The sequence below is a fragment of the Ruegeria marisrubri genome, assembly GCF_001507595.1.
Classification (GTDB): domain Bacteria; phylum Pseudomonadota; class Alphaproteobacteria; order Rhodobacterales; family Rhodobacteraceae; genus Ruegeria; species Ruegeria marisrubri.
The window spans coordinates 56086-82040 of the sequence record NZ_LQBQ01000036.1; the positions used below are offsets into that span (position 1 = coordinate 56086).

General features: G+C 64.8%; 23 protein-coding genes and 1 tRNA gene. 8 read left to right on the forward strand and 16 right to left on the reverse strand.

Annotated elements, in window-relative coordinates; all coding sequences use genetic code 11:
* Positions 1-184 precede the first annotated feature (184 nt).
* Positions 185-400, forward strand: a complete 216-nt coding sequence (locus AVO45_RS15865; RefSeq protein ID WP_068348932.1) for a hypothetical protein — start codon at positions 185-187, stop codon at positions 398-400.
* An 8-nt stretch (positions 401-408) separates the two neighbouring features.
* On the opposite strand, the gene AVO45_RS15870 is transcribed toward AVO45_RS15865, so the two are convergent.
* Positions 409-627, reverse strand: a complete 219-nt coding sequence (locus tag AVO45_RS15870; RefSeq protein WP_068348935.1) for a hypothetical protein — start codon at positions 625-627, stop codon at positions 409-411.
* Between the two features lie 156 nt (positions 628-783).
* Here AVO45_RS15870 and AVO45_RS15875 point away from each other — a divergent pair, with 156 nt between their 5' ends.
* Positions 784-1050: a DUF2312 domain-containing protein gene (locus AVO45_RS15875; protein ID WP_068348938.1), complete on the forward strand. Its 267-nt coding sequence runs from the start codon at positions 784-786 to the stop codon at positions 1048-1050.
* A 36-nt stretch (positions 1051-1086) separates the two neighbouring features.
* Here the strand turns inward: AVO45_RS15875 and AVO45_RS15880 are convergent, their stop codons facing one another.
* Positions 1087-1881: a hypothetical protein gene (locus tag AVO45_RS15880; protein ID WP_157770184.1), complete on the reverse strand. Its 795-nt coding sequence runs from the start codon at positions 1879-1881 to the stop codon at positions 1087-1089.
* Between the two features lie 260 nt (positions 1882-2141).
* Between AVO45_RS15880 and AVO45_RS15885 the strand changes: the two genes are divergently transcribed.
* Positions 2142-2217, forward strand: a tRNA-Thr gene (locus AVO45_RS15885).
* A gap of 22 nt (positions 2218-2239) precedes the next feature.
* Here the strand turns inward: AVO45_RS15885 and AVO45_RS19805 are convergent.
* Positions 2240-2656: a hypothetical protein gene (locus AVO45_RS19805; RefSeq protein WP_157770185.1), complete on the reverse strand. Its 417-nt coding sequence runs from the start codon at positions 2654-2656 to the stop codon at positions 2240-2242.
* Between the two features lie 20 nt (positions 2657-2676).
* On the opposite strand from AVO45_RS19805, the gene AVO45_RS15890 reads away from it, so the two are divergent.
* Positions 2677-4713 (forward strand): FG-GAP repeat domain-containing protein, encoded by a 2037-nt coding sequence (locus tag AVO45_RS15890; protein ID WP_068348943.1) that lies wholly within the window; start codon positions 2677-2679, stop codon positions 4711-4713.
* 114 nt (positions 4714-4827) lie between these two features.
* On the opposite strand, the gene AVO45_RS15895 is transcribed toward AVO45_RS15890, so the two are convergent.
* Positions 4828-5316: an SH3 domain-containing protein gene (locus tag AVO45_RS15895; protein WP_420819939.1), complete on the reverse strand. Its 489-nt coding sequence runs from the start codon at positions 5314-5316 to the stop codon at positions 4828-4830.
* Between the two features lie 172 nt (positions 5317-5488).
* Between AVO45_RS15895 and AVO45_RS15900 the strand changes: the two genes are divergently transcribed.
* The 4 genes from AVO45_RS15900 (at position 5489) to AVO45_RS15915 (ending at position 12608) form a co-directional block, all read left to right on the forward strand.
* Positions 5489-6475, forward strand: a complete 987-nt coding sequence (locus AVO45_RS15900; RefSeq protein ID WP_068349276.1) for a 2-hydroxyacid dehydrogenase — start codon at positions 5489-5491, stop codon at positions 6473-6475.
* Positions 6476-6568: 93 nt separating this feature from the next.
* Positions 6569-8362, forward strand: coding sequence for a gamma-glutamyltransferase (gene ggt, locus AVO45_RS15905; protein ID WP_068348949.1), 1794 nt, complete (start codon positions 6569-6571; stop codon positions 8360-8362).
* A 99-nt stretch (positions 8363-8461) separates the two neighbouring features.
* Positions 8462-9859 (forward strand): FAD-binding oxidoreductase, encoded by a 1398-nt coding sequence (locus AVO45_RS15910; RefSeq protein ID WP_068348952.1) that lies wholly within the window; start codon positions 8462-8464, stop codon positions 9857-9859.
* A 241-nt stretch (positions 9860-10100) separates the two neighbouring features.
* Positions 10101-12608: a GcvT family protein gene (locus tag AVO45_RS15915; RefSeq protein ID WP_068348955.1), complete on the forward strand. Its 2508-nt coding sequence runs from the start codon at positions 10101-10103 to the stop codon at positions 12606-12608.
* Between the two features lie 57 nt (positions 12609-12665).
* Here the strand turns inward: AVO45_RS15915 and AVO45_RS15920 are convergent, their stop codons facing one another.
* The 12 genes from AVO45_RS15920 to xdhA all read right to left on the reverse strand — a co-directional run bounded on the left by AVO45_RS15920 (position 12666) and on the right by xdhA (position 25707).
* A complete protein-coding gene (locus AVO45_RS15920) occupies positions 12666-13103 on the reverse strand; it encodes an EF-hand domain-containing protein (protein ID WP_068348958.1) in 438 nt (145 codons plus the stop codon).
* Positions 13104-13180: 77 nt separating this feature from the next.
* Positions 13181-13519: a carboxymuconolactone decarboxylase family protein gene (locus AVO45_RS15925; protein ID WP_068348961.1), complete on the reverse strand. Its 339-nt coding sequence runs from the start codon at positions 13517-13519 to the stop codon at positions 13181-13183.
* A gap of 73 nt (positions 13520-13592) precedes the next feature.
* Positions 13593-14246, reverse strand: coding sequence for a DUF938 domain-containing protein (locus tag AVO45_RS15930; RefSeq protein ID WP_068348965.1), 654 nt, complete (start codon positions 14244-14246; stop codon positions 13593-13595).
* Positions 14243-15316: an NAD(P)/FAD-dependent oxidoreductase gene (locus tag AVO45_RS15935; RefSeq protein ID WP_068348968.1), complete on the reverse strand. Its 1074-nt coding sequence runs from the start codon at positions 15314-15316 to the stop codon at positions 14243-14245. Before AVO45_RS15935 ends, AVO45_RS15930 begins: the two co-directional genes overlap by 4 nt.
* Positions 15313-16251 (reverse strand): aldo/keto reductase, encoded by a 939-nt coding sequence (locus tag AVO45_RS15940; protein ID WP_068348971.1) that lies wholly within the window; start codon positions 16249-16251, stop codon positions 15313-15315. Before AVO45_RS15940 ends, AVO45_RS15935 begins: the two co-directional genes overlap by 4 nt.
* A 137-nt stretch (positions 16252-16388) precedes the next feature.
* Positions 16389-17462, reverse strand: a complete 1074-nt coding sequence (locus tag AVO45_RS15945) for a BMP family ABC transporter substrate-binding protein (RefSeq protein ID WP_068348973.1) — start codon at positions 17460-17462, stop codon at positions 16389-16391.
* A gap of 36 nt (positions 17463-17498) precedes the next feature.
* Positions 17499-18419: an ABC transporter permease gene (locus AVO45_RS15950; RefSeq protein WP_068348977.1), complete on the reverse strand. Its 921-nt coding sequence runs from the start codon at positions 18417-18419 to the stop codon at positions 17499-17501.
* Between the two features lie 2 nt (positions 18420-18421).
* Positions 18422-19504 (reverse strand): ABC transporter permease, encoded by a 1083-nt coding sequence (locus AVO45_RS15955; RefSeq protein WP_068348979.1) that lies wholly within the window; start codon positions 19502-19504, stop codon positions 18422-18424.
* A 63-nt stretch (positions 19505-19567) separates the two neighbouring features.
* The gene (locus tag AVO45_RS15960) at positions 19568-21085 is read right to left on the reverse strand and encodes an ABC transporter ATP-binding protein (RefSeq protein WP_068348982.1); all 1518 of its coding nucleotides are present in this window, start codon (positions 21083-21085) and stop codon (positions 19568-19570) included.
* Positions 21082-22017, reverse strand: coding sequence for a xanthine dehydrogenase accessory protein XdhC (xdhC, locus tag AVO45_RS15965; protein ID WP_068348985.1), 936 nt, complete (start codon positions 22015-22017; stop codon positions 21082-21084). The genes AVO45_RS15960 and xdhC overlap by 4 nt, the downstream gene beginning before the upstream one ends.
* Complete coding sequence (gene xdhB / locus AVO45_RS15970; RefSeq protein ID WP_068348988.1) at positions 22007-24349, reverse strand: xanthine dehydrogenase molybdopterin binding subunit; 2343 nt, start codon at positions 24347-24349, stop codon at positions 22007-22009. Before xdhB ends, xdhC begins: the two co-directional genes overlap by 11 nt.
* On the reverse strand, positions 24346-25707 hold the full coding sequence (gene xdhA, locus AVO45_RS15975; RefSeq protein WP_068348992.1) for a xanthine dehydrogenase small subunit: 1362 nt from the start codon (positions 25705-25707) through the stop codon (positions 24346-24348). Before xdhA ends, xdhB begins: the two co-directional genes overlap by 4 nt.
* Positions 25708-25955: the final 248 nt, after the last annotated feature.

Here is a 25955-nt window from a genome sequence, read left to right on the forward strand (position 1 = left end):
CTCGATTTGATGTCGGTCAAGGTTTGTCTCGAGTCAATTTGATACTCGCAATACCCAGGCGCAGCATTCTGCCGAAAATTCGATCAGAGCCGCGCGAAAACTCGCGAATGGGGCAACTGAAAACAAGTTCTTCTTACGATTGTTACTTAAACCTGTCAGGCTCGAAACAAAGGGGAGGAGCGAAATGACAGCACAGGAACTTTACCGCGAAGTAGAGCGACTGGAAAAGAAACTCGACGGTGCCGGCATCGATACGCGGCTGGAGTTGCAGCCCACCGTCAGCCAGATGGTGCAGCGCATGCGCGTGCAGGGGGTTCCGATTCCGTCCAGGCTGCTGCGGCTGGATGCGGCCCTGTGCGAAGACGCGATCGAGGCGAGTTTCGACAATCTTCCCGTGTGATCCCGGTGCTATCCCAGGGATATCCCGAGAATCACCATCATCAGCCCGATCACTGAAAGGAACAGGGATGCCAGGTTCCAGGGCAGAACGCTTTGGACGGCTTCCCGCAACTCGTCGTCCGACAGACCGGCCTTGCGCGCCTTCATGACGCGCAGGATGCACCAGACCAGCCCCGCCAAGCCGGCAAGTGACACGGCGGCCCCGCCCCAGATGATGAACTCGAACATATTGCACCCATAGCAGCCATTCGGACCGGTCTGCGGTTAGCGGATCAGTGCCGGTCGCGCAAGCCGAAGCCGATATTTCCCATTGATCGCTTGCGGCGGATGCGGCGCCGATGTATCCCGCCTCCTGCCCGTTTTCAGCCTCAGGGAGAGACGCAGATGGACGATATGACCGAAAACCAGGCCGCAGAAAACTATCGTGTGACCGCAGGCGAACTGCGCCAGTTCATTGAGCGTTTCGAGCGTCTTGACGCCGAAAAGAAAGACATCGCGGATCAGCAGAAAGAGGTCATGGCCGAGGCCAAGGCCCGTGGCTATGACACCAAGGTCATGCGCAAGGTGATCGCGCTGCGAAAGCGCGACAAGGATGACATCGCCGAGGAAGAGGCGGTGCTGGAAATGTACAAGGAAGCCTTGGGCATGTGATCCGAAACGGGCGGCCCGGACACGCGCCGCCCGCCGTCAGTCACCCGGGGCCAGGAAGGTGACACCGGGCATGGCCCGCATCTTGGCCACGTCGTTCTCGTAGAGTTCGGTGAAGGCGTCGATTACCTCGTTGCTCCAGCCGGGAAAATCCAGTTCCTCTTCGATCTTGTCCCGGTCTGCATGCCGCTGGAGGATATCCGCAACGAGCTCCTGGGTGTCCGCTTCGTCCCGCTCCGGGTTCCGGGAAACCCGGGCGCTCAGTTCCCGCCTGCCGTCCTCGGTCAGGATTTCGGCCAGCAGGGAATATTGTCCGCGCACGGGCTCGCCGGGCGTCAGGCCGGCAAGCGCGCGCAGGATCCGCCCCCAGATCATCGGGGCATCCTCGTTGCACCACAGGGTGATCTTTGCCTGCGGGGCCATTTGCAGAACCTGCTCGACCATCCGGGACCAGCTCAGCGCGCTCAGGTCGGTTGTGCCGAGAATTTTGTTGCGCCTTGTTTCCGGCAGGGCGTTCAGGGTCTTGGGGATGAAAATGCCCGGATTCTGAATGCACATGAACAGTTCGACCTGATCGCCTCGGAAGATCTCGCATAGCTGCGCCATGCGCGGGCCTGCCTGCGGATAGAATGAGCCCTCGGCGATACCTGCCCATTTCGTGCCGAAGAAATGGGTGTTCGACAGCACGACGCGTTCGGCCCTCTCGCCCCCGAGAATTCTCGTGATCAGATCGTCCCGCTGACCGGGACGGCCCGCCTCGGAAGCTGCGAAGGCTTCTCTCAACGCACCCCTGTAGATCCGCGGATCCGGGATGGCGGTTCCACGCTGACTCAAGGTCTCCCTGTTTTCGGCAAGCGTTCTCAGGAGATGGCCATTGTCCGTAAAGTGAACTCCGGCGTGGAATGCCACCTGCATCGTCGGTTCCATCCGAGTGGTCGGTTCAACAAGCTCGGGTTACAATTTGTCGGCCGGGCAGTCAAACTCGGGGAAATGCAGGAAAGTTCAAGAGCCCGTGCGTCGCCAGGGGGGCTGCGTGCCGGCCCCTGAAATTGAGACTTGCAGTCGGCGGTCAGAGACAGTAATCGAACGGCGGCGCCCCTATAGCTCAGCTGGTAGAGCAACTGATTTGTAATCAGTAGGTCCGCGGTTCGAGTCCGTGTGGGGGCACCAGATCATCCATCTAACTTATTTCTTACGTATTGGCGGCACTTGATCGCCCATCAATCCGCCTTGCTGACCACCTTTTCGCCGATGCAGGATCCTTACTCTGGCCCTGTTGGCGTTCGCCGTCGGCAGGCGCGTCCCGGACCCGCGGATGCGGGCGCAAGCCCGGGCGGGTGACGGCTTCGAACTCTTGGCGGTCGTCTCCAACCACATCGTCCGCTGAATGAGCATCGGATTTCTCGCAAGATCCTGGCTGCAACGGCATTGTTTCCTCTGCTTCGCCGTGTACCGATGGAATATTTGCAATGCGGAACAAGAGGTTGCGGATCCGGAGTGGAGAAGGGGGCGTTTCAGTCGCTCCCGTGTTCATGTCGGCAACAAGTTGCTGTATTATGTAATGCATGGATCCGCGAAATTTTTGGATCCGCAGTTTTTGATCTTCCATTTTCTGTTCGAGGTGCCCAGATGCCCTTACCCATTCCCAACGATCCCATTGAATCCGGATTCGCCGCCACGCTGGAACTAGGCCGCAACGAGGCGGAGGACATGAGCTTTGACGGCGGGTTCCAAATCCGGACGAACCCGCATGCCTCCGACGGTTCCTATTTGCAGGCCACAGGTGATGTTTCGCGCGCCGGTGGGTTATTTGCCGGTGTGTCCGGGTATTACGACCTGACGGTCGGCTATTTCGACGAGAGCGACGGTGTCTCCTACATGGAGGTTGTCGTCAACGGTGTCGTCGTTGACAGCTTCGACTGGGACAGCACGGCGGGCCAGGCAATCGTGGTGGCCGACGGGCTGCAGGAACGCGAGGTCCTCTCTGTCTGGCTGGAACCCGGAGACAGTGTCGTTCTGCGCGGCCGCCGAGACGGCGGAGAACCTTTGCGCACGGATTACCTGGACATAGCGTCTTCGGACTATGTCCCGCCACCGCCACCCCCGGGCGAAAGCTTCGTCGTCGAGGCCGAGACGCTGGACATCCTCTCCGGCTTTAGAGTTGCCGGCAATCCCAACGCCTCGGGCGACGCCTTTTTGCAGGCAAAGGCGGGTGTCGAGGCTCGCGCGCTCTACACGGTTGAAAAGGCAGGCACATTTGACCTGACGATCGGCTATTTCGACGAGACCGACGGGGTTTCGTCCATGCGTGTTCTGCTGAATGGAACAGAGATCGACAGTTTCGACTGGGACAGCGACAGCGGAACCAATCTGGCGAGCCCGGCAAGTCGCGCAGAGCACACGATCCATGATCTGACCCTCGCAAAAGGGGATCGGATCGAGTTGGTCGGCACGGCCGATGGGCGTGAACCCCTGCGCACGGATTTCCTGCGTTTCGAACCGGTGTCAACGGCGCCGCCTGAACCGACCCCTGACGTCTGGTATATCGACGACGGAGAGGTGGTGATCGGCCTGAATTACGGGACCGGCACTTTCTCGACGCGCAATACCGGGATCACGCAGGGTGAAAACGGTACCTTGGCAGCGGATTTCAATGGCGATGGGTTTGCCGATTTTCTGCGCGTGGATGTCACCGACCCGCCAGAGTTGGGTGTGACCGACGAGTTTGTCTTTGCTGCGACTCTGTTTGCCAATGATGGCACAGGGAATTTTGCCGAGACCGAGACAACGGCCATTACTACTGCGTCGCTGCACCCGTTTCTGTTCTCCGACAGTCTTTCTCTCGCGGCCAAGGATGCAGGCGACATCGACGGGGACGGTGATCAGGATGTTCTGGTTTTCGACCAAAACGGCGACACGGCCTTTCTCCTGGAAAATGACGGGACGGGGAAATTCACCCTGCTGTCGCGCAGCGAGATCTCTTCCGGGGCTTTCATGGAAGGTCTGATCGGGGATTTCGACGGCAATGCCGCGGGTGATATCGTGGCGCTGAGCTCGCCCGATGCCAGCGAGGTAAGGGTTTATGTGAACGACGGGGCCGGCAACCTGTCCCCGGCGGCAGGTATTGGCGTGACCCCAGAGGCTCATTTTGACGGGCAGATCCTGGATCTGGATGGAGACGGCGACAACGATGTGCTTTTCGTGGCCGACGGCGAAGGGCGCGGGATTTACGCGCTGCTGAACGACGGCACGGGACAGCTCGAAGCGGGAAGCATTCCTTCGGTCGTCGTGGATGAAACCGGCTCGGTGGGCTTGGTCGCAGGTGGGAATTTCGATGGTGACGCGGCTATCGAGGTCGTCAGTGCCGGCACGAGCGACGATGTCCTCGATCCAGGTCTGCGGGTCTATGAAGTCGTCGATACCGCCGGCGGCAAGGATTTCGTTCTGCAGTCCTTCGATCCGGGCATCACCGGCAACGTGCAAGCTGCGGCCGATTATGATGGTGATGGGGACCTGGACCTGTTGCTTGCGTCAGACGCACGACCTGGCACGTTGTCTTTGCTGCTGAACGACGGAAACGCGAATTTCACTGACGCAGGAGACGCGCTGCCGACGGACACCGTGGCGGACGAGACCCATTTCTTCGACGACACGGTTTTGGTCTGAGAAAAAACGTCTCTCTGAGACGATCAAGTCACTGTGGGCCGGGCCAGTGCGGTGAGTTCATGAAGCTCCGCCAAGGGCCCGGCTCCACGCGGCCCTAGGGCCCTGCGGCCACGTTCACTTGCGGATTTCGTCCGGGCCGACGCCCCAGAGGTTGGTCTTGAGCGTCCAGCCCTTGTAGCCCCCGGCCGAGATCCGGCACCACTCGACGGTGCAGCTGCCAAGGCGCGCGATCACGCCTTCCTCGAAATGGGCGTTGACCGGCGAATTGGGGTCGGGGCGTGCATGGACGGGAATCATGTCCTGCTCTACCAGCACGGTGCGCACGCCCGACAGAAGGGCGTAATGCACCCAGCCGCCGGCTCCGTCGCGGTCCTGCACCTTGCGCCAGTTGCCGTATTCGCCGGTGATCTGCAACGGCATGTCGCGGCGCTTGAAGACCCAGTCGATTCGATGCGTCAGGGACGGGCCGCGGCGCACGTTGGCCTCGCTTGCCTTCATGGACACGAAACGTGGCAAGGGCAGGTTGGTGACTGGTCCTCTTGTCTCCCCGGCGTGCACGATCGGGGGAAAGAAAGCCAGAATGAATGCGGACAGAAGCGCCAGAGACTGACGTTTCACCGATACCGAAAGCTTCACTGCCTGCCTGCTCTTGATCCTGTTGATCCGGTTTTGAAAAAAGGCTGCGTCAATTCAGCATGGGGTTCTTGTGCCCCGCCTGATCCTGCGCCACGATGCCATGGCGCGCGCCGGATTGCAAAGCAGTGGGAGGGCCAAAGTGCCGAGAGAACGTCTGAGTGTTGTCGTAACGCGACGGTTGCCCGAAGCGGTGGAAACGCGGCTGAGCGAACTATTCGACGTGCGCCTGCGCGACGATGACACGCCAATGACCCGTGAGGAACTTGTCCAGGCGGTCAAGGAGGCGGACGTTCTCGTCCCCACGCTGACCGACACCATCGATGCCAGGCTGCTGGGGCAGGCGGGCGAGCGGTTGAAGCTGATCGCCAATTATGGTTCCGGGGTGGATCACATCGACGTTGCCACGGCCCGTCAGCGCGGGATCCTTGTCTCGAACACGCCGGGCGTGGTGACGGACGACACCGCGGACATGACGATGGCGCTGATCCTGGCGGTCACGCGCCGGATCCCCGAGGGCCTGTCCATCATGCAGAAAGGCGACTGGGCCGGCTGGGCCCCGACCGCGCTGCTGGGCGGGCGGATCGGCGGGCGCCGCCTGGGCATTCTGGGCATGGGCCGGATCGGACAGGCGGTGGCCCGGCGGGCCCGCGCCTTTGGCATGCAGGTGCATTACCACAACCGCCGGCGGCTGCGGCCCGAGGTCGAGGAAGAGTTCGAGGCGACCTATTGGGACAGCCTCGACCAGATGGTCGCGCGCATGGACGTGATCTCGGTCAACTGCCCCTCGACGCCCTCGACCTTCCACCTGATGAACGCGCGGCGGCTGAAGCTGATGAAGCCCAGCGCGGTGATCGTGAACACCTCGCGGGGCGAGGTCATCGACGAAAACGCGCTGACCCGGATGATCCGGGCGGGCGAAATCGCCGGGGCCGGGCTGGACGTGTATGAACACGGGACACAGGTCAATCCACGCCTGCGGCAACTGCCGAACGTGGTGCTGCTGCCGCATATGGGCTCGGCCACGCTCGAAGGCCGGATCGAGATGGGCGAGAAGGTCATCATCAACATCAAGACCTTCGAGGACGGGCACCGTCCGCCGGACCAGGTGGTTCCGTCGATGCTGTGAGTCATGGCACCCGGCGGTTTTGCCGGGTGTTTTTTCGCGTGCCGGAATCGGGCAGTCTTGGCCGCGCGGATATCGGCCGAAAAGAGGGAAGCAATGCGTTCAGGATGGATTTCGGGTCTGGTGGTCTCCACCTTGGTACTGGCCGCGCCGGTGCTGGCGCAGGAAACGGCGGATGCGGTTGCGCCGGAACAGGCGACCGCAGGCCAGGTGCAGGCCCTGTCCGAGGCGGCCGCCGCCTCGCTGCAGGCCAAGGAGGAAGGCCGCCCGGTCGAGGCCGAGAACTGGATGGTCGCCGCGGCCAACCCGCTTGCGGTCGAGGCCGGCGCCAGGGTGCTGCGCGCGGGCGGCACGGCGGCGGATGCGATGGTGGCCGTCCAGACCGTTCTGGGCCTGGTCGAGCCGCAATCCTCGGGGCTGGGCGGTGGCGCGTTCCTGGTCTGGTATGACGCGGACACCCAAAGCCTGACGACGCTGGACGCCCGCGAAACCGCCCCGCAAGAGGCGCGCCCGACCCTGTTTCAGGACGAGAACGGCGAGCCGCTGAAATTCTTTGACGCGGTGGTCGGCGGCCTGTCGGTGGGTACCCCAGGCACCCCGGCCCTGCTGGAAGAGGCCCATCGCCGCTGGGGCAGATCACGCTGGCCCGACCTGTTCGAGGATGCCATCCGGCTGGCCGACGAGGGCTTCACCGTCTCGCCCAGGCTGGCGGCGCTGGTCGAGGCCGATGCCGAACGGCTGGCGCGCTTCCCGGCGACCGCCGCGTATTTCCTGCCCGATGGTGAACCGCTGGCCGAGGGCGCGACGCTCAAGAACCCGGCCTATGCACAAACCCTGCGGGTTCTGGCGGCTGAGGGTTCGGCGGGATTCTACGGTGGAGAGATCGCCGCCGATATCGTCAGAACCGTGCGCACCGCGCCGGGCAATCCGGGCGTCCTGTCCGGAGCCGACCTCGCGCTCTATCAGGTGATCGAGCGCGCGCCGGTCTGCGCCTCTTACCGCGCCTACGAGGTCTGCGGCATGGGGCCGCCGTCCTCGGGGGCGCTGAGTGTGGGGCAGATCCTCGGGATGCTGGACAATTACGACCTGTCGGTGCTGGGGCCGGACAGCGTCGAGGCATGGCGCCTGATCGGCGACGCCTCACGGCTGGCTTTCGCCGACCGCGGGCGCTACATGGCCGACAGCGATTTCGTGCCGGTGCCGACAAAGGGTCTGGTCGATCCGGCCTACCTGTTCGCGCGCGGCGCGCTTCTGAGCGGCGACGCGGCGCTGGAAGAGGTCGAGCCCGGCGCCCCCGAGTTCGACCATGCCCTGAACTGGGCGGATGACGAGTCCATCGAGCTGCCGTCCACTTCGCATATTTCCATCGTTGACAGCTATGGGAACGTCCTGTCGATGACCACGACGATCGAAAACGGGTTCGGCTCGCGCCTGATGACGAACGGCTTTTTGCTCAACAACGAACTGACCGATTTCTCGTTCCGCACCCACAGGGACGGCGTGCCCATCGCCAACCGGATCGAGCCGGGCAAGCGCCCCCGCTCGTCGATGAGCCCGACCATCGTGCTGAAGGACGGCAAGCCGGTGCTGGCCATCGGCTCTCCGGGCGGCAGCCGGATCATCGGCTACGTGGCCAAGTCGATCATCGCCTGGGTCGACTGGGGGTTCGACGTGCAACAGGCCGTGGCGCTGCCGCATCTCGTCAACCGCTTCGGAACCTACGACGTCGAAGAAGGGACACGGGCCACCGGCTTTTCCAAGGCCCTGACCGCGATGGGATACGAGGTCAAGGCCCGCGACCTGAACTCGGGGCTGCACGCGATCGAGATCGGCGAGCGTCTGAAAGGGGCCGCCGACCCAAGGCGCGAGGGGATCGCGCTGGGCGAATAAGGCGATACCGGCTTGTGGGTATTGCCCGCAGCCGGGAGGCCTTTTAGCTCAACATGTAAATGACCGAGGCCGAACTGCGGCCGCACGGGGGAGGAAGTCATGGTCCAAGCTACCGCATTGCCGCGCAACGACAGCGGCATCGAAACCGTCATCGGCATCCTGAAGCAACGCTTTGCCGACCGCCTGCAAACCGGCGAGTCGATCCGGCAGCAGCACGGCCACACCACGACCTGGATCAACAACCAGCCCCCTGATGCGGTGGTCTTTCCGCGCAGCACCGAAGAGGTCTCGGAAATCGTCAAGGCCTGTGCCGCCCACAAGGTTCCGGTCATCCCCTTCGGCACCGGAACCTCGCTCGAAGGGCATGTGAACGCGCCTGCGGGCGGCATTTCCGTCGATCTCAGCCAGATGAACCGCATCCTTGCCGTCAACGCCGAGGATCTGGACTGCGTCGTGCAGCCGGGGGTAACGCGCGAGGATCTGAACACGCACCTGCGGGATCAGGGCCTGTTCTTTCCCATCGACCCCGGCGCCAATGCCTCGCTGGGCGGCATGGCGGCGACGCGCGCCTCGGGCACCAACGCGGTGCGCTACGGCACGATGAAGGACAACATCCTCGGCCTTGAAGCGGTGATGCCGGACGGGCAGATCATCCGCACGGGCACGCGGGCGCGGAAATCCTCGGCGGGCTACGACCTGACGCGCCTTCTGATCGGGGCCGAGGGCACCCTGGGGATCATCACCGAAATCACCCTGCGCCTGCATGGCATCCCCGAGGCGATCAGTTCCGCGCGCTGTTCCTTCCCGTCTGTCGACGCCGCCTGCCGGGCGGTGATGATGACCATTCAGTACGGCGTCCCCGTCGCCCGGATCGAGTTGTTGGACGAACGCTCGGTCGGCGCGGCCAACGCCTATTCGAAACTCAGCCTGCCCGAAACGCCGCTGCTGCTGCTGGAGTTTCATGGCTCCGAGGCCGGGGTGGTCGAACAGGCCGAAACCTTTGGCGCCATCGCCGAGGAGTTCGGCGGCACCGATTTCGCCGCGACCACCTCGACCGAGGAACGCAGCAAGCTCTGGCAGGCGCGTCACGACATGTACTGGGCCTCGTTGCAGTTGCGGCCGGGGGCGCAGGGCATTTCCACCGATGTCTGCGTGCCGATCTCGCGCCTGGCCGAATGCGTGACCTCGGCGCAGGCGAAGACGGCGGAACTGGGCCTGCTGGCGCCGATCGTCGGCCATGTGGGGGACGGCAATTTCCACACGCTTCTGCTGATCGACACGGAGAACGCCGACGAGGTCTCCAAGGCCGAGGAATTCGTGGGGTGGCTGAATGATCTGGCCATCTCGATGGAGGGGACCTGCACCGGCGAGCACGGGATCGGTCAGGGCAAGAAACCCTATCTGGAAAGGGAACTCGGGCCTGCGGTCCGTTACATGCGGGCCATCAAGGCGGCGCTGGACCCGGACGACATCATGAACCCGGGCAAGATCGTCTGAGCGGAAAGGAAAATGCGCCTGCGGCGCATCCCTCCGGGGGGAGTATTTGGGGAAAAGATGAAGATGCATCGGCATTTCACCTTTTCTCAAATACTCAAATGACCCCGATGCCCCATTGTATTTGCTGGATATGGCGCGGCGCAGGTCGGTTTTGCGCTGTTTTGCGTCGGATGGACTTGGCGGTTTGCCATGCGCTTGGGCATAAACCTTGCCAAACAGACTCAATCCGGAGAGCGGGCACATGAAAACCCAAGTCAAAGCATTGATCGTTGGCGGCGGCGCCATCGGCACATCGATTGCCTATCACCTGGCCAAGGCGGGCTGGGACGATGTCATGCTGATCGAACGGGACGAACTCACCTCGGGTTCGACCTGGCACGCGGCGGGCCTGCTGCCTCTTTTCAACATGTCCTACGCGACGACCCACATCCACAAATACTCGGTGGATTTCTACAAGACGCTCGAGGCGGAAACGGGTCTGAACGCGGGCTTCTCGGTGGTGGGCAACCTGCGCATGGCCCAGACGCAGGAGCGCATGGACGAATACATGCTCTATGCCTCGACCGCCGAGACCTGCGGTGTGCCCTATGAATGGCTGAGCCCGGCCCAGATCAAGGAGCGCTGGCCGCTGGTGCGCACCGAGGATCTGGTCGGCGCGATCTACCACCCGACCGACGGCTACATCAACCCGGCCGACGTGACCATGGCGATGGCCAAGGGCGCCCGTCAGCGCGGCGTGATGATCGAGCGCAAGTGGCAGGCGGACGCCTTTGAGTGGAAGGGCGACCACTGGGACGTGACCCTGACCAAGATGGTCGAGAAGGGCGGCAACCTGGTGCCGTCGGACGAACAGATCGTGGTCTCGGCCGAGCATGTGGTGACTGCCTCGGGCAACCACGCACAACGCACCGCGCGGATGCTGGGGATCAAGATGCCCGCCATTCCGGTCGAGCATCAATTCATCGTCACCGAACCCGATGCCGAGCTGGTCAAGTTCCGCGAGGCCGGCAACCCCGAGCATCCGGTTCTGCGCGACGCCGACGCCAAGTGGTATGTCCGCGAGGAACGCGGCGGCTGGATCCTTGGGCCCTATGAGCGCGGCGCGCCGGCCCGGTTCGAATATGGCGTGCCCGACAGCTTCCGCGCCGACCTCTTCCCGCTGGATCTCGAGCGGATCGAAGAGGAATACATGAGCATGATCCACCGGATTCCGTCCACGGAAACGGTTGGTCTCAAGGACGATTTCAACGGCCCGATCTGCTATACCCCCGATGGCAACCCGCTGGTCGGCCCGGCGCCGGGTCTGCGCAACATGTGGCTGGCCGAAGGCTTCTCGTTCGGCATCACCGCCGCCGGCGGCACCGGCTATTACCTGGCGCAGTTGATGGTCGAGGGCGAGGCCGAGATCGACATGGCCTCGCTGGACCCCAAACGCTATTCGTCCAACTGGATGACCACCGAGTTCGCGGCCCGCAAGAACGAGGAGTGCTACGAGCACGTCTACATCCTGCACCACCCCGACGAAGAGCGCGAAGCCTGCCGCCCGCTGCGCACCGCCCCGGCCTATGACCGCCAGAAGGCGCGCGGAGCGCAGTTCGGCTGGGTCAACGGCTGGGAGCGCCCGAACTACTACGGCCCGCTGGATGCGCCCGAGAATTTCGACCACGACGCCCGCAGCTTCCGCCGCGGCGGCTGGTGGCAATATGCCGTGGAAGAGGCCAAGGCAATCCGCAATGGCGTCGGCCTGATCGACGCCACCGCCTTTACCAAGCACATCGTCAAGGGTCCGGGCGCGACCCAGTTCCTCGACTGGTTCACCTGCAACAAGCTGCCCAAGGTCGGCCGCATCAACCTGACCTATGCGCTGACCGATCACGGCACCACCCGCACCGAATACACCATCGTGCGGCTGAAAGAGCACGAGTATTACCTCGTCTCCGCCGGCGCCTGGACCGAGTATGACGCCGACTTCCTGCGCAAGGCGGCCGAGGACAAGATGGACGAGTTCGGCTACATCGAGATCCAGGACGTGACCACCCAGTGGGGCGTCTTTGCCATCGCCGGGCCGAAATCGCGCGACGTGCTGAAAGAGGTCATCAAGGACGCCGAGCCCGAAACCGCCCTGTCGAACAAGCGTTTCCCGTGGCTGTCGGCCCGCCGGATCGAGCTGGGCATGTGCCCGGTCAACGCGATCCGCGTGGCCTATACCGGCGAGCTGGGATGGGAACTGCACCACCCCGTAGAGATGCAGAACTACCTGTTCGACCTGCTGGAACAGGCCGGCGAGAAACACGGCATGAAGCTGGTCGGCGCCCGTGCCCAGAACTGGCTGCGGCAGGAGAAGTCCTATCGCGCCTTCGGCACCGAACTGGGCCGAGACGCCACCCCGCTCGAGGCCGACCTGCCGCGTTTCGTGGACCTGGACAAGGAGTTCCACGGCAAGGACAAGCTGATCGAGACCGGCGTGCGGGTGAAATGCTGCACCCTGCTGATCGACGGGCCCGAGGATGCCGACCCGTGGGGCCGCGAGGCGCTCTATACGCCCGAAGGCGAGCGTGTGGGCCGTCTGACCTCGGGCGGCTATTCGGTGGCCTTCGAAAAGTCGATCGGCATGGGCTACGTCAAGCCCGAGCTGGCGGTCGAGGGCACCAAGCTGAAGGTCAAGATGTTCGACAAGCTGTGGGATGCGGTCGTGACCTGCGACAGCCCCTATGATCCCAAGAACGAAACCATCCGCAAGGACGGCTGATCTCTGAAACGAATTCGGCCCCGCCGAGGCGGGGCCGAAACCTTTCTGCCCGGCGGATTACCCTTTCGGCTTGAAATCCGCCGCATCGACCATGCCATCTCCGGTCCGGTCGATCATCTCGAAAAACTTGACCGATTGTTCGTCGAACTCCGCTCTGGACACCGCGCCATCGCCGTCCAGATCGTTGAACTTGCGGTCCATCGCCTTGTCTACCACCTGCATCGGCCCTTTCCGGCCACCGGCATTGGCTACGATATCGGCGCGGCGCGTTTCGTCGAACAGATCGTATTCTGCCTGGTTCAGCGTGCCGTCCTCGTCCTGGTCGAACATGGTGAAGATCTCGGCGCGCTTCTCGGCCGTTTCCTCGGCCGAAACCTGACCGTCGCCGTTCAGATCCCAGTTTTCGATGAAATGCGCGCCGGGGACCTTGTGACCATCGGCCAGTGCGGCGGTTGCAGCCGCCAGAACGACGGTAGAAATCAGGAAACTGCGCATCGGGGCTCTCCTTTTCCTGTGGATGCTGGATTACAACGCAGCCGGCCGGGGTTTCCGTCGGTGCAGTTGAACGCCGCTCAGGTCCCGGCAAGCTCGTCGTAACACTCCAGCGCCTTGGCGGCATACATCATCGACGGCCCGCCGCCCATCTGGATCGACATGGCCAGAACATCCGCGACCTCTTCGCGCGTCGCACCCGCCTTGACCAGGGCTTCGACATGCAGCGAGATGCAAGGCTCACACCTGTCGGCGACCGAGATGCCGAGGGCGACGAATTCCTTGGTCTTGAAATCGAGCGTTCCGCCTTCCTTGACGGATTTTCCCAACGCACCGAAGGCGCGGGTCGTATCCGGGATCGCGCCGTTCAGGTTTCTCAGTCCCGACCGCGTGTTGGAGAGTTTTTCTTTCCAGCTCATGTGCAGCTACCTTTTGCAAACATCTCGTTGTCTGCATGTGTAGCCGGGATTCGGGCGGCCTCCTTGATCTTGATCAGGTGGCCGGTTTTTCGGCGATCAGGGCCAGATTGTTCGCGGGCATTTCGACCACCTCCACCAGTTCCAGCCCCGCGTCCTGCATCATGTCGATCGTGTCGAAATCGTCCTTGTAGCCGATCTCCGGGTCCTGCGCGGTCAGGGTCGCGTGAAATCCGGCATCGCCTTCGCTGGTCAGTTCCCCGGCCCGCATGAACGGGCCATACAGAACGAAACGCCCGCCCGGAGCCAGCGCGCGGGCGGCTTCGGCGATGATGGTCTCTGCCTCGGGCAAGCTGATGAGGTGCAGCAGGTTGATCAGCACGACCAGATCCTGCCCGCCGTGCCGGTCCGCCCATCCCCGCTCGGTCGCGTCCAGCGCGAGGGCCGGGGCCACGTTCGACAGGCCCTTGGCATAGTCGTCGATGCTGGCGCGCCGCTCGGCGTCGATCTCGGTCGGCTGCCATTCGAGCCCGGGCAGACGTTGGGCAAATGCGGCGACATGCTGGCCGGTGCCGCTGGCCAGTTCCAGCGCCTTGCCGCCCGCTGGCGCCACCTGCTCCAGCAAGTCACACAATGGCCCCGTGTTGCGCGCGGCCGACGGGGCGAACAGGCGGGCGCCTTCCGCTGGCTCGGCGACACTTGCCGTCGGAGGAAGCTTGCGTTTGCTCATGTTCTGAACCTGTCCGGGCGCAGGGCGGCCACCGTGACCGCATCCAGTTGCGGCGCGGTGCCCGTAACCAGGTCCGCCACCAGTCTGGACGCCGCCGGCGCGGTCTGAAAGCCATAGCCGCCCTGACCGGCGCACCAGACGAAACCGGGCGTCGCCGGATCGGGGCCTAGAACCAGCCGCCGGTCGGGCGAGAAACTGCGCAAGCCCGCCCAGCTGGTCTCCAGCCGGGTGACGGGCTCGGTCACCATCTCCTCATAGCGCGCCAGCCCCTCGGCCAGCACCATGTCGTCGGCCCAGGCGTCATGCGGCTCGACCGGGTCGGCATCGGCGGGGGAGACCAGCAACTTGCCGGCATCGGGCTTGGCATACCAGCTTTCGTTCACCCCCAGCAGCATCGGCCATGTCGAGACATCCTGCCCGCCGGGCGCGGGGATGCGCGCCATCGAGCGGCGGCAGGGGGTGATGCCGATCGGCTCGACCCCTGCCAGCTTCGCAACCTCATCGGCCCAGGCGCCGGCCGCGTTGACCAGCATCCGGGCTTCGAACGCCTCTGTGGCCTGAACGATCCAGTGGCCGTCACGACGGATTTCCGTGACCTTCTGCCTGGTGAGAACCTGGCCACCGTTGCCCCGGATTTCGCGGGCGAAATCCTGCAGCATCCGGTCGGTGTCGATGTCCCAGGCCGCCTCGTGCCAGGCGGCAAAGCCGACGGTTTCGGGATTCAGGACCGGCACCCGGGCGATCGCCTGATCCATCGGGATCGGGGCCAGCCCCAGGGTTTCCGTATCCGCCTCGAAATCCGCCCGCTGGTCGGGGCCGGCCACCAGCATAAGGCCCCGCGGGCTGAGATACCCGCCATTCGCGCTGTGGTGATAATCGGCGCTGGCCTTGCTGAGCTCGACGGTTTCCGGCAGCCCGTAATTCGCCTCATAGAGGGCCGCCGAGCGCCCCGAGGCGTGATACCCCAGCGCATCCTCGGCCTCGAGCACCACCACCTTGCCGTGGGGTGACAGCCGTGCGCCCGCGCTCAACCCGGCGATACCGCCGCCGATTACCAGAAAGTCGATCATGATTGCTCCTCCAGCCGGTCGGTGGCCGGCGGTGGGGTTGGACTGAAAGAGGTGATTTTCCGATACAGCTCGGGGGACAGCTCATAGGTCAACGCCGCCAGCGACGGGGCAAGCTGCTCCGCGCTGCGGGCCGAGATGATCGGCATCGGGCGATAGGGGCTTGCCGCGACCCAGGCCACCGCCAGCGTCGCCGGATGGGTGCCCAATTCGGCCGCCAGGTCCGACAGGCGTCGCGCCGCGTCATACATCCAGCCCTCGCCATAACGCGCGGCATAGCGCGTGTCGTCGACCAGCCGGCCTTGCCCGCCTTGCACATATTTCCCGGTCAACAGCCCCCCGCCCAGCGGCGAATAGGCGGCAACCGCGATGTCCTGATCCGCGCACATTGGCAGGATCTCGACCTCGGCCTGCCGCTTCACCAGGTTGTACATCGGCTGAAGGATGTCGATCGTCAGGTCGAATTGCCGGGCGATGCAGGCGGCCTTCATCACCTGCCACGCCGCAAAGTTGGACAGGCCCACATAGCGGATTTTCCCCGCCTGTTTCAGCTCGGCGAAACAGACCAGCGTTTCGGCCAGATCCGTCTCGGGATCAAAGCGGTGGAGATAGAGAACATCCACCATGTCCAGACCCAGGCGTTTGCGCGACATATCGAACTGCGCCCGGATGTTGTCGGCCCCCGCGCCGCCGGCATAGCCGGCCTTGGTCGCGATCAGCAGGCGGTCGCGATCCTCGCGGATCATCTCGCCCAGCAGGGTCTCGGATTGGCCGTCCGTATAGACAAAGGCGGTGTCGAAATGGGTGATGCCGGCCGCACGACAGGCGTCGAACATGGCGCGGCTTTCGCGGGCATCGGCACGGCCGCCGAACTGCATCGTTCCGAACACGAAGCGGCTGGCCGGGGTTCCGTCGGGGGTGGTCAGAAGGCGAGTCATGGGCGGACAATCGCACGCGCGCCGGCCATGGAAAAGAGGGAATGAACGGCGCCGCGGAGCCCGCGCCAACAAAGGGTATCCCTCAAGAAAAAGGGCCCGCGCTCTGGCGGGCCCTTTGATATGATCTGCCGAGCGGCTTACTGCGGAATCTCGCCCTCGATGCCTTCGACATAGAAGTTCATGCCGGCCAGCGTGCCGTCATCGGCCACTTCGCCCTCGGCCAGCCACGGGGTGCCGTCCTGCTTGTTCAGCGGGCCGGTGAAGGGGTGGTACTCGCCCGACGCGATCGCGTCCTTCAGGGCAAGCGCCTCGGCCTTGACCTCGGCCGGAACGGCGTCGGAAATCTCGCCGATCTCGACCATGCCTTCCTTGATGCCGTGCCAGGTGTTCACGGTTTCCCAGGTGCCGTCCATCACCGCCTTGGTGCGGGCGATGTAGTAGGGGGCCCAGTTGTCGATGATCGAGCTGACGCGCGGCAGCGGGGCGTACTCGCTCATGTCGGACGCCTGGCCGAAGGTGATCACGTTGCCGGCCTTCTGCGCGGCCGCCTGCGGCGCGGTCGAGTCGGTGTGCTGCAGGATCACGTCGGCGCCCTGTTCGATCAGCACCTTGGCGGCATCGGCCTCTTTCGCCGGGTCGAACCAGGTGTAGGCCCAGACGATCTTGAACTGCACGTCCGGGTTGGCCTTTTTCGCGTGGATGAAGGCCGAGTTGATGCCGCGGATCACTTCGGGGATCGGGTAGGACCCGATATAGCCGATGATGTTCGACTTGGTCATCTTGCCCGCGATGTGGCCCTGAACCGCGCGGCCTTCGTAGAAGCGGGCCGAATAGACCGACACGTTCGGCGCGGTCTTGTAGCCGGTGGCGTGCTCGAACTTCACGTCCGGGAACTTCTTGGCCACGTTGATGGTGGCGTCCATGTAGCCGAACGAGGTGGTAAAGATCAGGTCGGCGCCTTCCAGCGCCATCTGGGTCATCACGCGCTCGGCATCCGGGCCTTCCGGCACGGATTCGACGTAGACGGTCTCGACCTTGTCGCCGAACTCGGCTTCGACGGCTTGGCGGCCCTTGTCGTGTTCATAGGTCCAGCCACCGTCGCCCACCGGGCCGACATAGATGAAGCCGACCTTGGTCTTGTCCTCGGCGGCGGCAGCCGTCGCCAGGCCCAGCGCCATCGCGGCCGTTGCCAGAAGTGAAGTGAATTTCATCAGGTTACTCCCCAAGTTGGTCAATATGGCCCCTTCTCAGTGAGAGGCGTGGAAAATCCGGCCCAGCGAGGCGGGCGCCCTGCTCTTGTCGGCCGAAAGGATCACAAGCATAAGGATCGTGATGATGTAGGGCGACATTGCCAGATACTCGACCGGTATGGCAACGCCCGCCGCCTGCAGATTCAGCTGCACCACGGTCACGCCGCCGAACAGATAGGCACCCAGCAGAACGCGCCACGGTTTCCAGCTGGCAAAGACGACCAGGGCCAGGGCGATCCAGCCGACACCGGCGGTCATGCCCTCGGTCCACTGCGGCACGCGGATCAGGCTGATATAGGCCCCGCCCAGCCCCGCACAGGCACCGCCGAACAGGATGGCGAGGATTCGGATCCGGACCACCTTGTATCCCAGCGCGTGCGCGGCGTCGTGGTTCTCGCCCACGGCCCGCAGGATCAGGCCGACGCGGGTGTATTTCAGCACGGCCCAGACCGCAGCGGTCAGCGCGATGCCCAGATAGAGGATCGGATCGTGGCCGAACAGGATCGGCCCCACGACCGGCAGATCGCTCAGGACGGGAATGTCCAGCTCGGCCATGCCGGGCGGCTTGATGCCGACATAGCCCTGCCCCAGCAGCGCGCTCAGCCCCAGCCCGAACAGGGTCAGCGCCAGGCCGCTCGCCACCTGGTTGGCCAGCGCCACCTGGGTCAGCAGCACGAACAGCAGCGACAGCAGGGCGCCACCGATGGCCGAGGCCAGAAAGCCCAGCCACGGCGACCCCGTCTCGACCGAGATGGCGAACCCGGTGATCGCGCCGACGATCATCATGCCCTCGACGCCCAGGTTCAGCACGCCGGCCTTCTCCACCACCAGTTCCCCGATGGCCGCCAGCAGCAGCGGGGTTGCCGCGACCATCAGCGAGGCCACCAGCAGGACGGGATTGATTTGCGACAGGTCCATGATCAGGCCACCTCTTTGCGGGCCGCGCGGATGCGGTAGTTGGTCAGAAGATCCAGCGCCAGCAGGAAGAACAGCAGCATCCCCTGGAACACCTGGATCGCGGCGGCAGGCAGGCCCAGTTGCGACTGCGCGATCTCGCCGCCGATATAGGTCAGCGCCATCAGCCCGCCCGCCAGCAGGATGCCGACGGGGTGCAGGCGGCCCAGAAAGGCCACGATGATCGCGGTAAAGCCATAGCCCACGTTGAAGTCGATGCTGACCACGCCCGAGGGCCCCGAAACCTCGAACAGCCCCGCCAGACCGGCCAGCGCACCCGAAGTGCCAAGGCAGAACAGGATCAGGCGGGCCGGGTTGACGCCGGCGAACCTGGCCGCGCGCGGCGCCTCGCCGGTCAGGCGGATGTGAAAGCCCAGCATGTGCCGCTTGAGCAGGACATAGGAAAAGATCACCGCGACAAAGGCCGCGACCACGCCCCAGTGCATGCCGGTGCCGGTGATCAGCTCGGCATTGTGGGCGCTGTCATAGGATTGCAGGTTGCGCGAGCCCGGAAAGCCGAACCCCTCGGGGTTCTTCAGAAGCCCCAGCGACATCGAGGCCAGCAACTGCTCGGCCACATAGACCAGCATCAGCGAGACGAGAATCTCGTTCGTGCCGAACCGCACCTTCAGAACCGCCGGGATCATCGCCCAGATCCAGCCGCCGAACGCGCCCGCGATCACCATGAGCGGGAAGATGAACCACGCCTCATGCGGGTAGAAGGCAAGCCCGACACCGGCGCCGCAGATGGCGCCGACGATGTACTGCCCCTCGGCGCCGATGTTCCAGATTCCGGCCCGAAACCCAAGCGACAGGCCGATGGCGATCAGCACCAGGGGCGCGCCTTTCACCAGAAGCTGCGGCCGATAGTAAAAGGCGAACTCGCCGAACAGCGGCTCCCAGAAAATGGTCCGGATCGCCTCGACCGGGTCCTTGCCCATCGCGGCGAACAGCAGCCCGCCGAACACCATCGTCGCCAGCACCGCCACGACCGGCGTGGCATATGACCACGCCTGCGACGGCTGCGGCCGTTTCTCCAGCACGATCATCTGCTCATCCCCCCGCGCTCTTCATCTTTTTGCAAATACTCTCGCCGAAGGCGACACGACGCTTCACACATGCGCCACCTCCATGCCATGGGCGCCGCCCAACATCAGGCCAATCTCTTCGACCGTCAGCCCGGCGGTCGGGCGCGGCGTGCTCAGACGCCCTTCGTTGAGCGCGGCGAAGCTGTCGGAAATTTCCATCAACTCGTCCAGATCCTGGCTGATGCAGACCACCGCGGCCCCTTTTGAGGCCAGATCCAGAATCGCCTGCCGGATCGCCGCCGCCGCGGCCGCATCCACGCCCCAGGTCGGCTGGTTGACGACCAGCACCTCGGGGTTCTGCAGCACCTCCCGCCCGATCACGAATTTCTGCAGGTTGCCCCCCGACAGCGACCGGGCGGCGTTCTCGGGGCCGGGGGTGCGCACATCGAAGGCCTCGATGATCCGCTCGGCAAAGCTGCGCGCCTCGGCCCATTTGAGGAAACCCCGGTTTTCCAGGTTTTCCCGCACCGATCCGGTCAGCAGGGCGTTCTCGGTCAGGCTCATGTCGGGCGCCGCCGCATGGCCCAGCCGCTCTTCGGGCGCCGACAGCAGCCCCAGTCTCCGCCGCGCGGTCGGGCCAAGCCGGCCCACCGGCTGCCCGGCCATCTTGACCGCGTCGGCCTCCGTCAGGATTTCCCCCGACAGCACGCCCAGCAATTCATCCTGCCCGTTGCCGGCCACCCCGCCGATCCCCAGAACCTCGCCCTTGCGCACGGTCAGATGCACGTTTCTCAAAGAGGTCCCGAACTCGGTGGGCGAGGGCACGGACAACCCGATGATATCCAGCGCCACCTCTCCGAACGCGCGGCTCGCGCGCTCGGGCGTCTGCAGGGCCGAGCCCACCATCAGCTCGGCCATGTCGCGGGCCGAGGTCTCGGCCGGCACGCACTCGCCCACGTTCTTGCCCAGCCGCAGGATCGTGGCGTGGTCGCACAGGGTGCGGATCTCTTCCAGCTTGTGCGAGATATAGAGGATCGAGGTGCCTTCCGACCGCAGCTTCTTGAGCGTCTCGAACAGGATTTCCACCTCTTGAGGGGTCAGGACCGAGGTCGGCTCGTCCATGATCAGCAACTTGGGGTCCTGCAGCAGGCAGCGGATGATCTCGACCCGCTGACGCTCGCCCGCCGACAGGTCGCCGACGGTGCGATACGGGTCCAGCGGCAGGCCATAGGTCTCCGAGACCTCCCGGATGCGCGAGGCCAGGCTGCCCATCGGCGGCGGATCCTCCATCCCCAGCGCGATGTTCTCGGCCACGTTCAGCGCGTCGAACAGGGAGAAATGCTGGAACACCATCGCGATCCCGTCGGCCCGCGCCGCGCGCGGCTCGGGCGGCGCGAAAGGCTGCCCGCGCAGCAGCATCCTGCCGCTGTCGGGCTTGACCAGCCCATAGATCATCTTGACCAGCGTCGACTTGCCGGCGCCGTTTTCGCCCAACAGGGCGTGAACCTCGCCTTCACCGATGTCAAAGGAGACATTGTCGTTGGCCACGACGCCGGGATAGGCCTTGGTCAGCCCCTGCAGGCTCAGAAGTGGAGTGGTCACGCGCTCAGGTCCTTCTTCAGTTCGTTTTCCAGGCCCGGACGCAGCAGCTGCGCCGCCACACCCACCGCGATCATCTGCGGGTGCTTGCCCAGGGCCGGGTCGCCGATGGGGCAGGTGATCCGGCCGATCCGCTCGGGCGGATGCCCCAGCGCGGCAAGACGGGACCGGAATCGCGCCCATTTCGTAGCCGAGCCGATCAGCCCCGCAAAGCGGAAATCATGCAAAAGCAGCCTGTTGCACAACTCGAGGTCCAGACTGTGCGAATAAGTCAGCACCAGATGCTCGGCGTCGCGCGGGGCGTGGCGCACCAGTTCGGCCGGTTTCGCCGCAGGCACCACCGTCACGCCCGCCGGGACCGTGTCGGGAAACCGCTCCGGCGCGGTGTCAATCCAGGTGATCGCCAGATCGGGCAGCGGGGCCAGCACATCGGCCAGGGCCCGCCCGACATGCCCCGCCCCCCAGATCCACAGACCGCGCGCCGGCTTGTGCACCGGTTCCACCATCCAGCCGTCGATCAGTTGCGGCTCGGGCGCGATGCCCTGTCCGCGGGAACGGGCCAGCAGCCGCTTGATTGACAGAGGCATTTGCGCCCCCGCCACCGGCCGCGCGACCACCATGTCGTCCAGCGCCGCGACCGCCTCGGCGTCATAGACCTCGCTCACCAGCGTTATCGCTCCGCCACAGCACTGCCCCAGGTCGGGGCCAAGCGCGTGATGGCTCAGGCGCGCCGGGTCTGTTTGCCGCCGCGCCGCCTCGGCCGCCCGGTATTCCAGGGTGCCGCCGCCGATCGTGCCCGACTGCCCGTCCCGCCAGACCAGCATCGCCGCCCCCACCTCGCGCGGAGACGACCCCTTGATCGCCGCGATCACCACGCGCACCACGCGCCCATGTTCGGCGACCGCCGTTTTCAGTGCCTCAAGGTCAAACCCCATGTCGCACCCTCCGTATGGCCCGCCAGACCTCCTCGGCCGTCGCCGGGGCGTCGAGCGCCGGATACCCGTCGCCACAGGCCGCCACCGCGTTCGACAGCGCCAGCCAAGCCGAGATGCCCAGCATGAAGGGCGGCTCGCCCACCGCCTTCGAGCGATAGATCGTGTCCTCGCGGTTCGTGCCATCCCAGAGCGCCACGTTGAACACGTCCGGCCGGTCCGAACAGGCCGGGATCTTGTAGGTAGACGGCGCATGCGTCTGCAGCCGGCCCTTGTCGTCCCAGACCAGCTCCTCGGTCGTCAGCCAGCCCGCGCCCTGCACATAGCCGCCCTCGACCTGCCCGATATCCAGCGCCGGGTTCAGCGAGGCGCCGGCATCATGCAGGATGTCCGCCCGCAGAATCCGGTTCTCCCCGGTCAGGGTATCGACCGCCACCTCGGTCACCGCAGCGCCATAGGCGAAATAGTAGAACGGACGCCCCTGACCCTTGATCCGGTCCCACTCGATCTTTGGCGTCTTGTAGAACCCGGTCGCCGACAGGCTGACGCGCCCCTGATAGGCCAGCGCCGCCGCCTCGGCAAAACTGTAACGGGCGTCTCCGACCTCGACGTGTCCATCGGCGAACCGCACGCTGGCCGGATCGGCCTGATGACGCTCGGCCAGAAATCCCGCCATCCGGTCACGGATCGTATCGCACGCCACCTTCACCGCCATCCCGTTCAGATCGCTGCCGGACGAGGCCGCCGTGGCCGAAGTATTGGGCACCTTGGCGGTATCGGTCGCGGTGATCTTCACCATCTCCAGCGGAATGCCGAACCGCGCGGCCGCCACCTGCGCCACCTTCTGAAACAGCCCCTGGCCCATCTCGGTGCCGCCATGGTTCAGATGCACCGAGCCGTCCTGATACACATGCACCAGCGCCCCGGCCTGGTTCAGATGCGTCAGCGTAAAGGAAATCCCGAACTTCACCGGCGAAAAGGCGATGCCCTTCTTGACCACGCGGTTTTCGGCATTCCACGCCGCGACCGCCGCCTTGCGCGCGGCATAGTCACTCGACGCCAGCAGGGCCTCGGTCAGCCCGTGCAGCTCGAAATCCTCGACCACCTGCCCGTAAGGCGTGGTATTCCCCTTCATCTTTTCGGAAATACTCCGGGGGGAGGCCGCAGGCCGGGGGGCAGCGCCCCCCTCGACGGCAGCCGCATAATAGTTCCGCCGCCGCAACTCGACCGGGTCCAGCCCCAGCTCATGCGCCGCGTGATCCATCACGCGCTCGATCCCCACCATGCCCTGCGGCCCGCCGAATCCGCGAAAGGCCGTGGCCGATTGCGTGTTGGTCTTCAACCGGTGGCTCTCGATCCGCGCGTTGGGCAGCAGATAGGCATTGTCCGAATGCAGCATCGCCCGGTCGGCCACCGGCAGCGACAGGTCCTGCGCCCAGCCGCAGATCGCGTAGTGCCTGAACGAGACACCCTGAATGCGCCCCTCCGCGTCGAACCCCGCCTTGTAGCTGATGCGGAAGGCGTGCCGCTTGCCGGTGATGACCATGTCATCATCCCGGTCATAGCGCATCTTGCAGGCCCGCCCGGTCGCCCGCGCGGCTACGGCGCAAGCCACCGCCAGCGCATTGCCCTGGCTTTCCTTGCCGCCAAAGCCGCCGCCCATCCGCCGGGTCTCGACCCGCACGGCATTCATGGGAACACCCAGCGCCTCGGCCACCTTGTGCTGGATCTCGGTCGGGTGCTGGGTCGAGGAATGCACCAGCATGTCCCCGCCTTCGTTCGGCACCGCCAGCGCCGCCTGACCTTCCAGGTAGAAATGCTCCTGCCCGCCGATCTCGAACGTGCCCTCGATCACATGCGCCGCCTGCGCGATGGCCGCATCGGCGTCACCCTTGGTGTAAATCCGAGGGCCATCCTCGAACCGGCTGTCAGCGGCCAAGGCGTCCTCGATCGTCAGGATCGGCGTTTCCTCGGCATAATCGACCTTGCCCAGCCGTGCGGCCTTGCGCGCGGCCAGATGGCTGGTGGCCACCACCAGGAAAACCGGCTGGCCGACATAGTGCACCGTCCCGTCCGCCAGCAGCGGCTCGTCATGGACCGAGGGCGAGACGTCATTGGCAAAGGGCAGGTCATCCGCGGTCATCACCGTCACGACGCCCTCGGCGGCCTTCACCGCCGACAGGTCCATCGCCGTGATCCGCCCCTTGGCGATCGGACTCAGCCCGAATGCCAGGTGCAGCGTGCCCCTGGGCGTCGGAATGTCATCCACGTAACGCGCGGTGCCCGAGACATGCAGCGGGGCGGCGTCATGGGGCAGGGGCCTGGTCACGCTCATGCCGACACCTCCAGCACGTTGGCCACCTCGCCCTGATCCTCGGCGAAATACCTCTCGAGCATCGCCCTGGCCGTCTCCAGCCGGTATTCGGCCGAGGCGCGCATGTCGGTCAGCGGCGTGAAATCCCTGTCAAACGCCGGCAGCGCGGCCTGAACGGTCTCGTGCGTCCACGCCTTGCCGACCAAGGCCGCCTCGACCGCCGCGGCGCGTTTCGGAATGCCCGCCATGCCGCCGAAGGCAATGCGCGCCTGCGCCACGACGCCATCCGCAACGGTGATGTTGAAACAGCCGCACACGGCCGAGATATCCTGATCGAACCGCTTGCTCAGCTTGTAGCATTTCAGCCGGTCCGCCTGACGCGGAAAACTCACCGCCTCGACGAACTCGCCGGGCGCGCGGTCCTGCTTGCCGTAATCGACAAAGAACGCCTCCAGCGGCATCGAGCGCCGCGCGTCCCCCTTGCGCAGATGCAGCCTGGCCCCCAGCGCGATCAGCGCGGGCGGGTTGTCCCCGATGGGCGAGCCGTTGGCGACGTTGCCGCCCACCGTGGCCGCGTGGCGCACCTGCACGCTGGCATAGCGCCGGATCATCTCGGCATAGGAGGGGTGCAGATCGGCCATCGCCGCGCCCATGCGGTTCATGTCCACCATGGCGCCGATGCGCACCTCGTCTTCGGTGATCGAGATCTCTTTCAGATCGTCGCAACCGCCCAGAAAGATCACCGGGTCAAGGTCGCGCAACTGCTTGGTCACCCACAGCCCCACATCCGTGGCCCCCGCCACCAGAGTCGCCTCGGGATGGGCGGCATAGACCTCGGCCAGTTCGTCGGACGAGCGCGGCATCATCGGCGAGGCGGGCTCGACCGCCACCGGCTTGTCCCTGACCCAGACCGGCACCGGCTGGCTTTCGACCGCCTGCGCCGCGCGGACGATCGGGGCATAGCCGGTGCAGCGGCACAGGTTGCCCGCCAGTTGCGTGTCGTGATCGGTCGCGCCATTCGCATGGCTGGCCACCATCGACATCACGAAACCCGGCGTGCAGAACCCGCATTGCGAGCCGTGATGTTCGACCACCGCCTGCTGCGCGGGGTGCATCTGGCCATCGGGGCCGCTTGCGCCCTCGACGGTGCGCACCGCCTTGCCGTGCAGCTGCGGCATAAACAGGATGCAGGCATTCAGCGCCTTGGCGCCGCCCTCATCCGTCACCATCACGGTGCAGGCCCCGCAATCGCCCTCGTTGCAGCCTTCCTTGGTGCCGGTCAGGCCGCGATCCTCGCGCAGCCAGTCCAGCAGCGTTTCGGTCGGCGAAACGTCCGCCAGTTCCACAGTCTCTCCGTTCAGAAGAAACTTGATCTTCATGGTTTAAACCCGTCGCGTTACCCTGTTGGCCCGGATGGCCCTCCTTCGATGCGACGTAGAAGGAAGAGCGGGCTTTTCTTTGCAAATCAGGTTAGGAACAGCAGGCGTGTGCTGGCAAGAAAAACCGCCCACCGGATACAGCTTTGGGGGCGTCCAGGAACTGTCGGGTGTGGTTTGCCGATAACTATCATTTTGTTTTCTATCGGTTTCCTTGAACATTATTGCGCTGACTGCCAAAGCACCTTCTG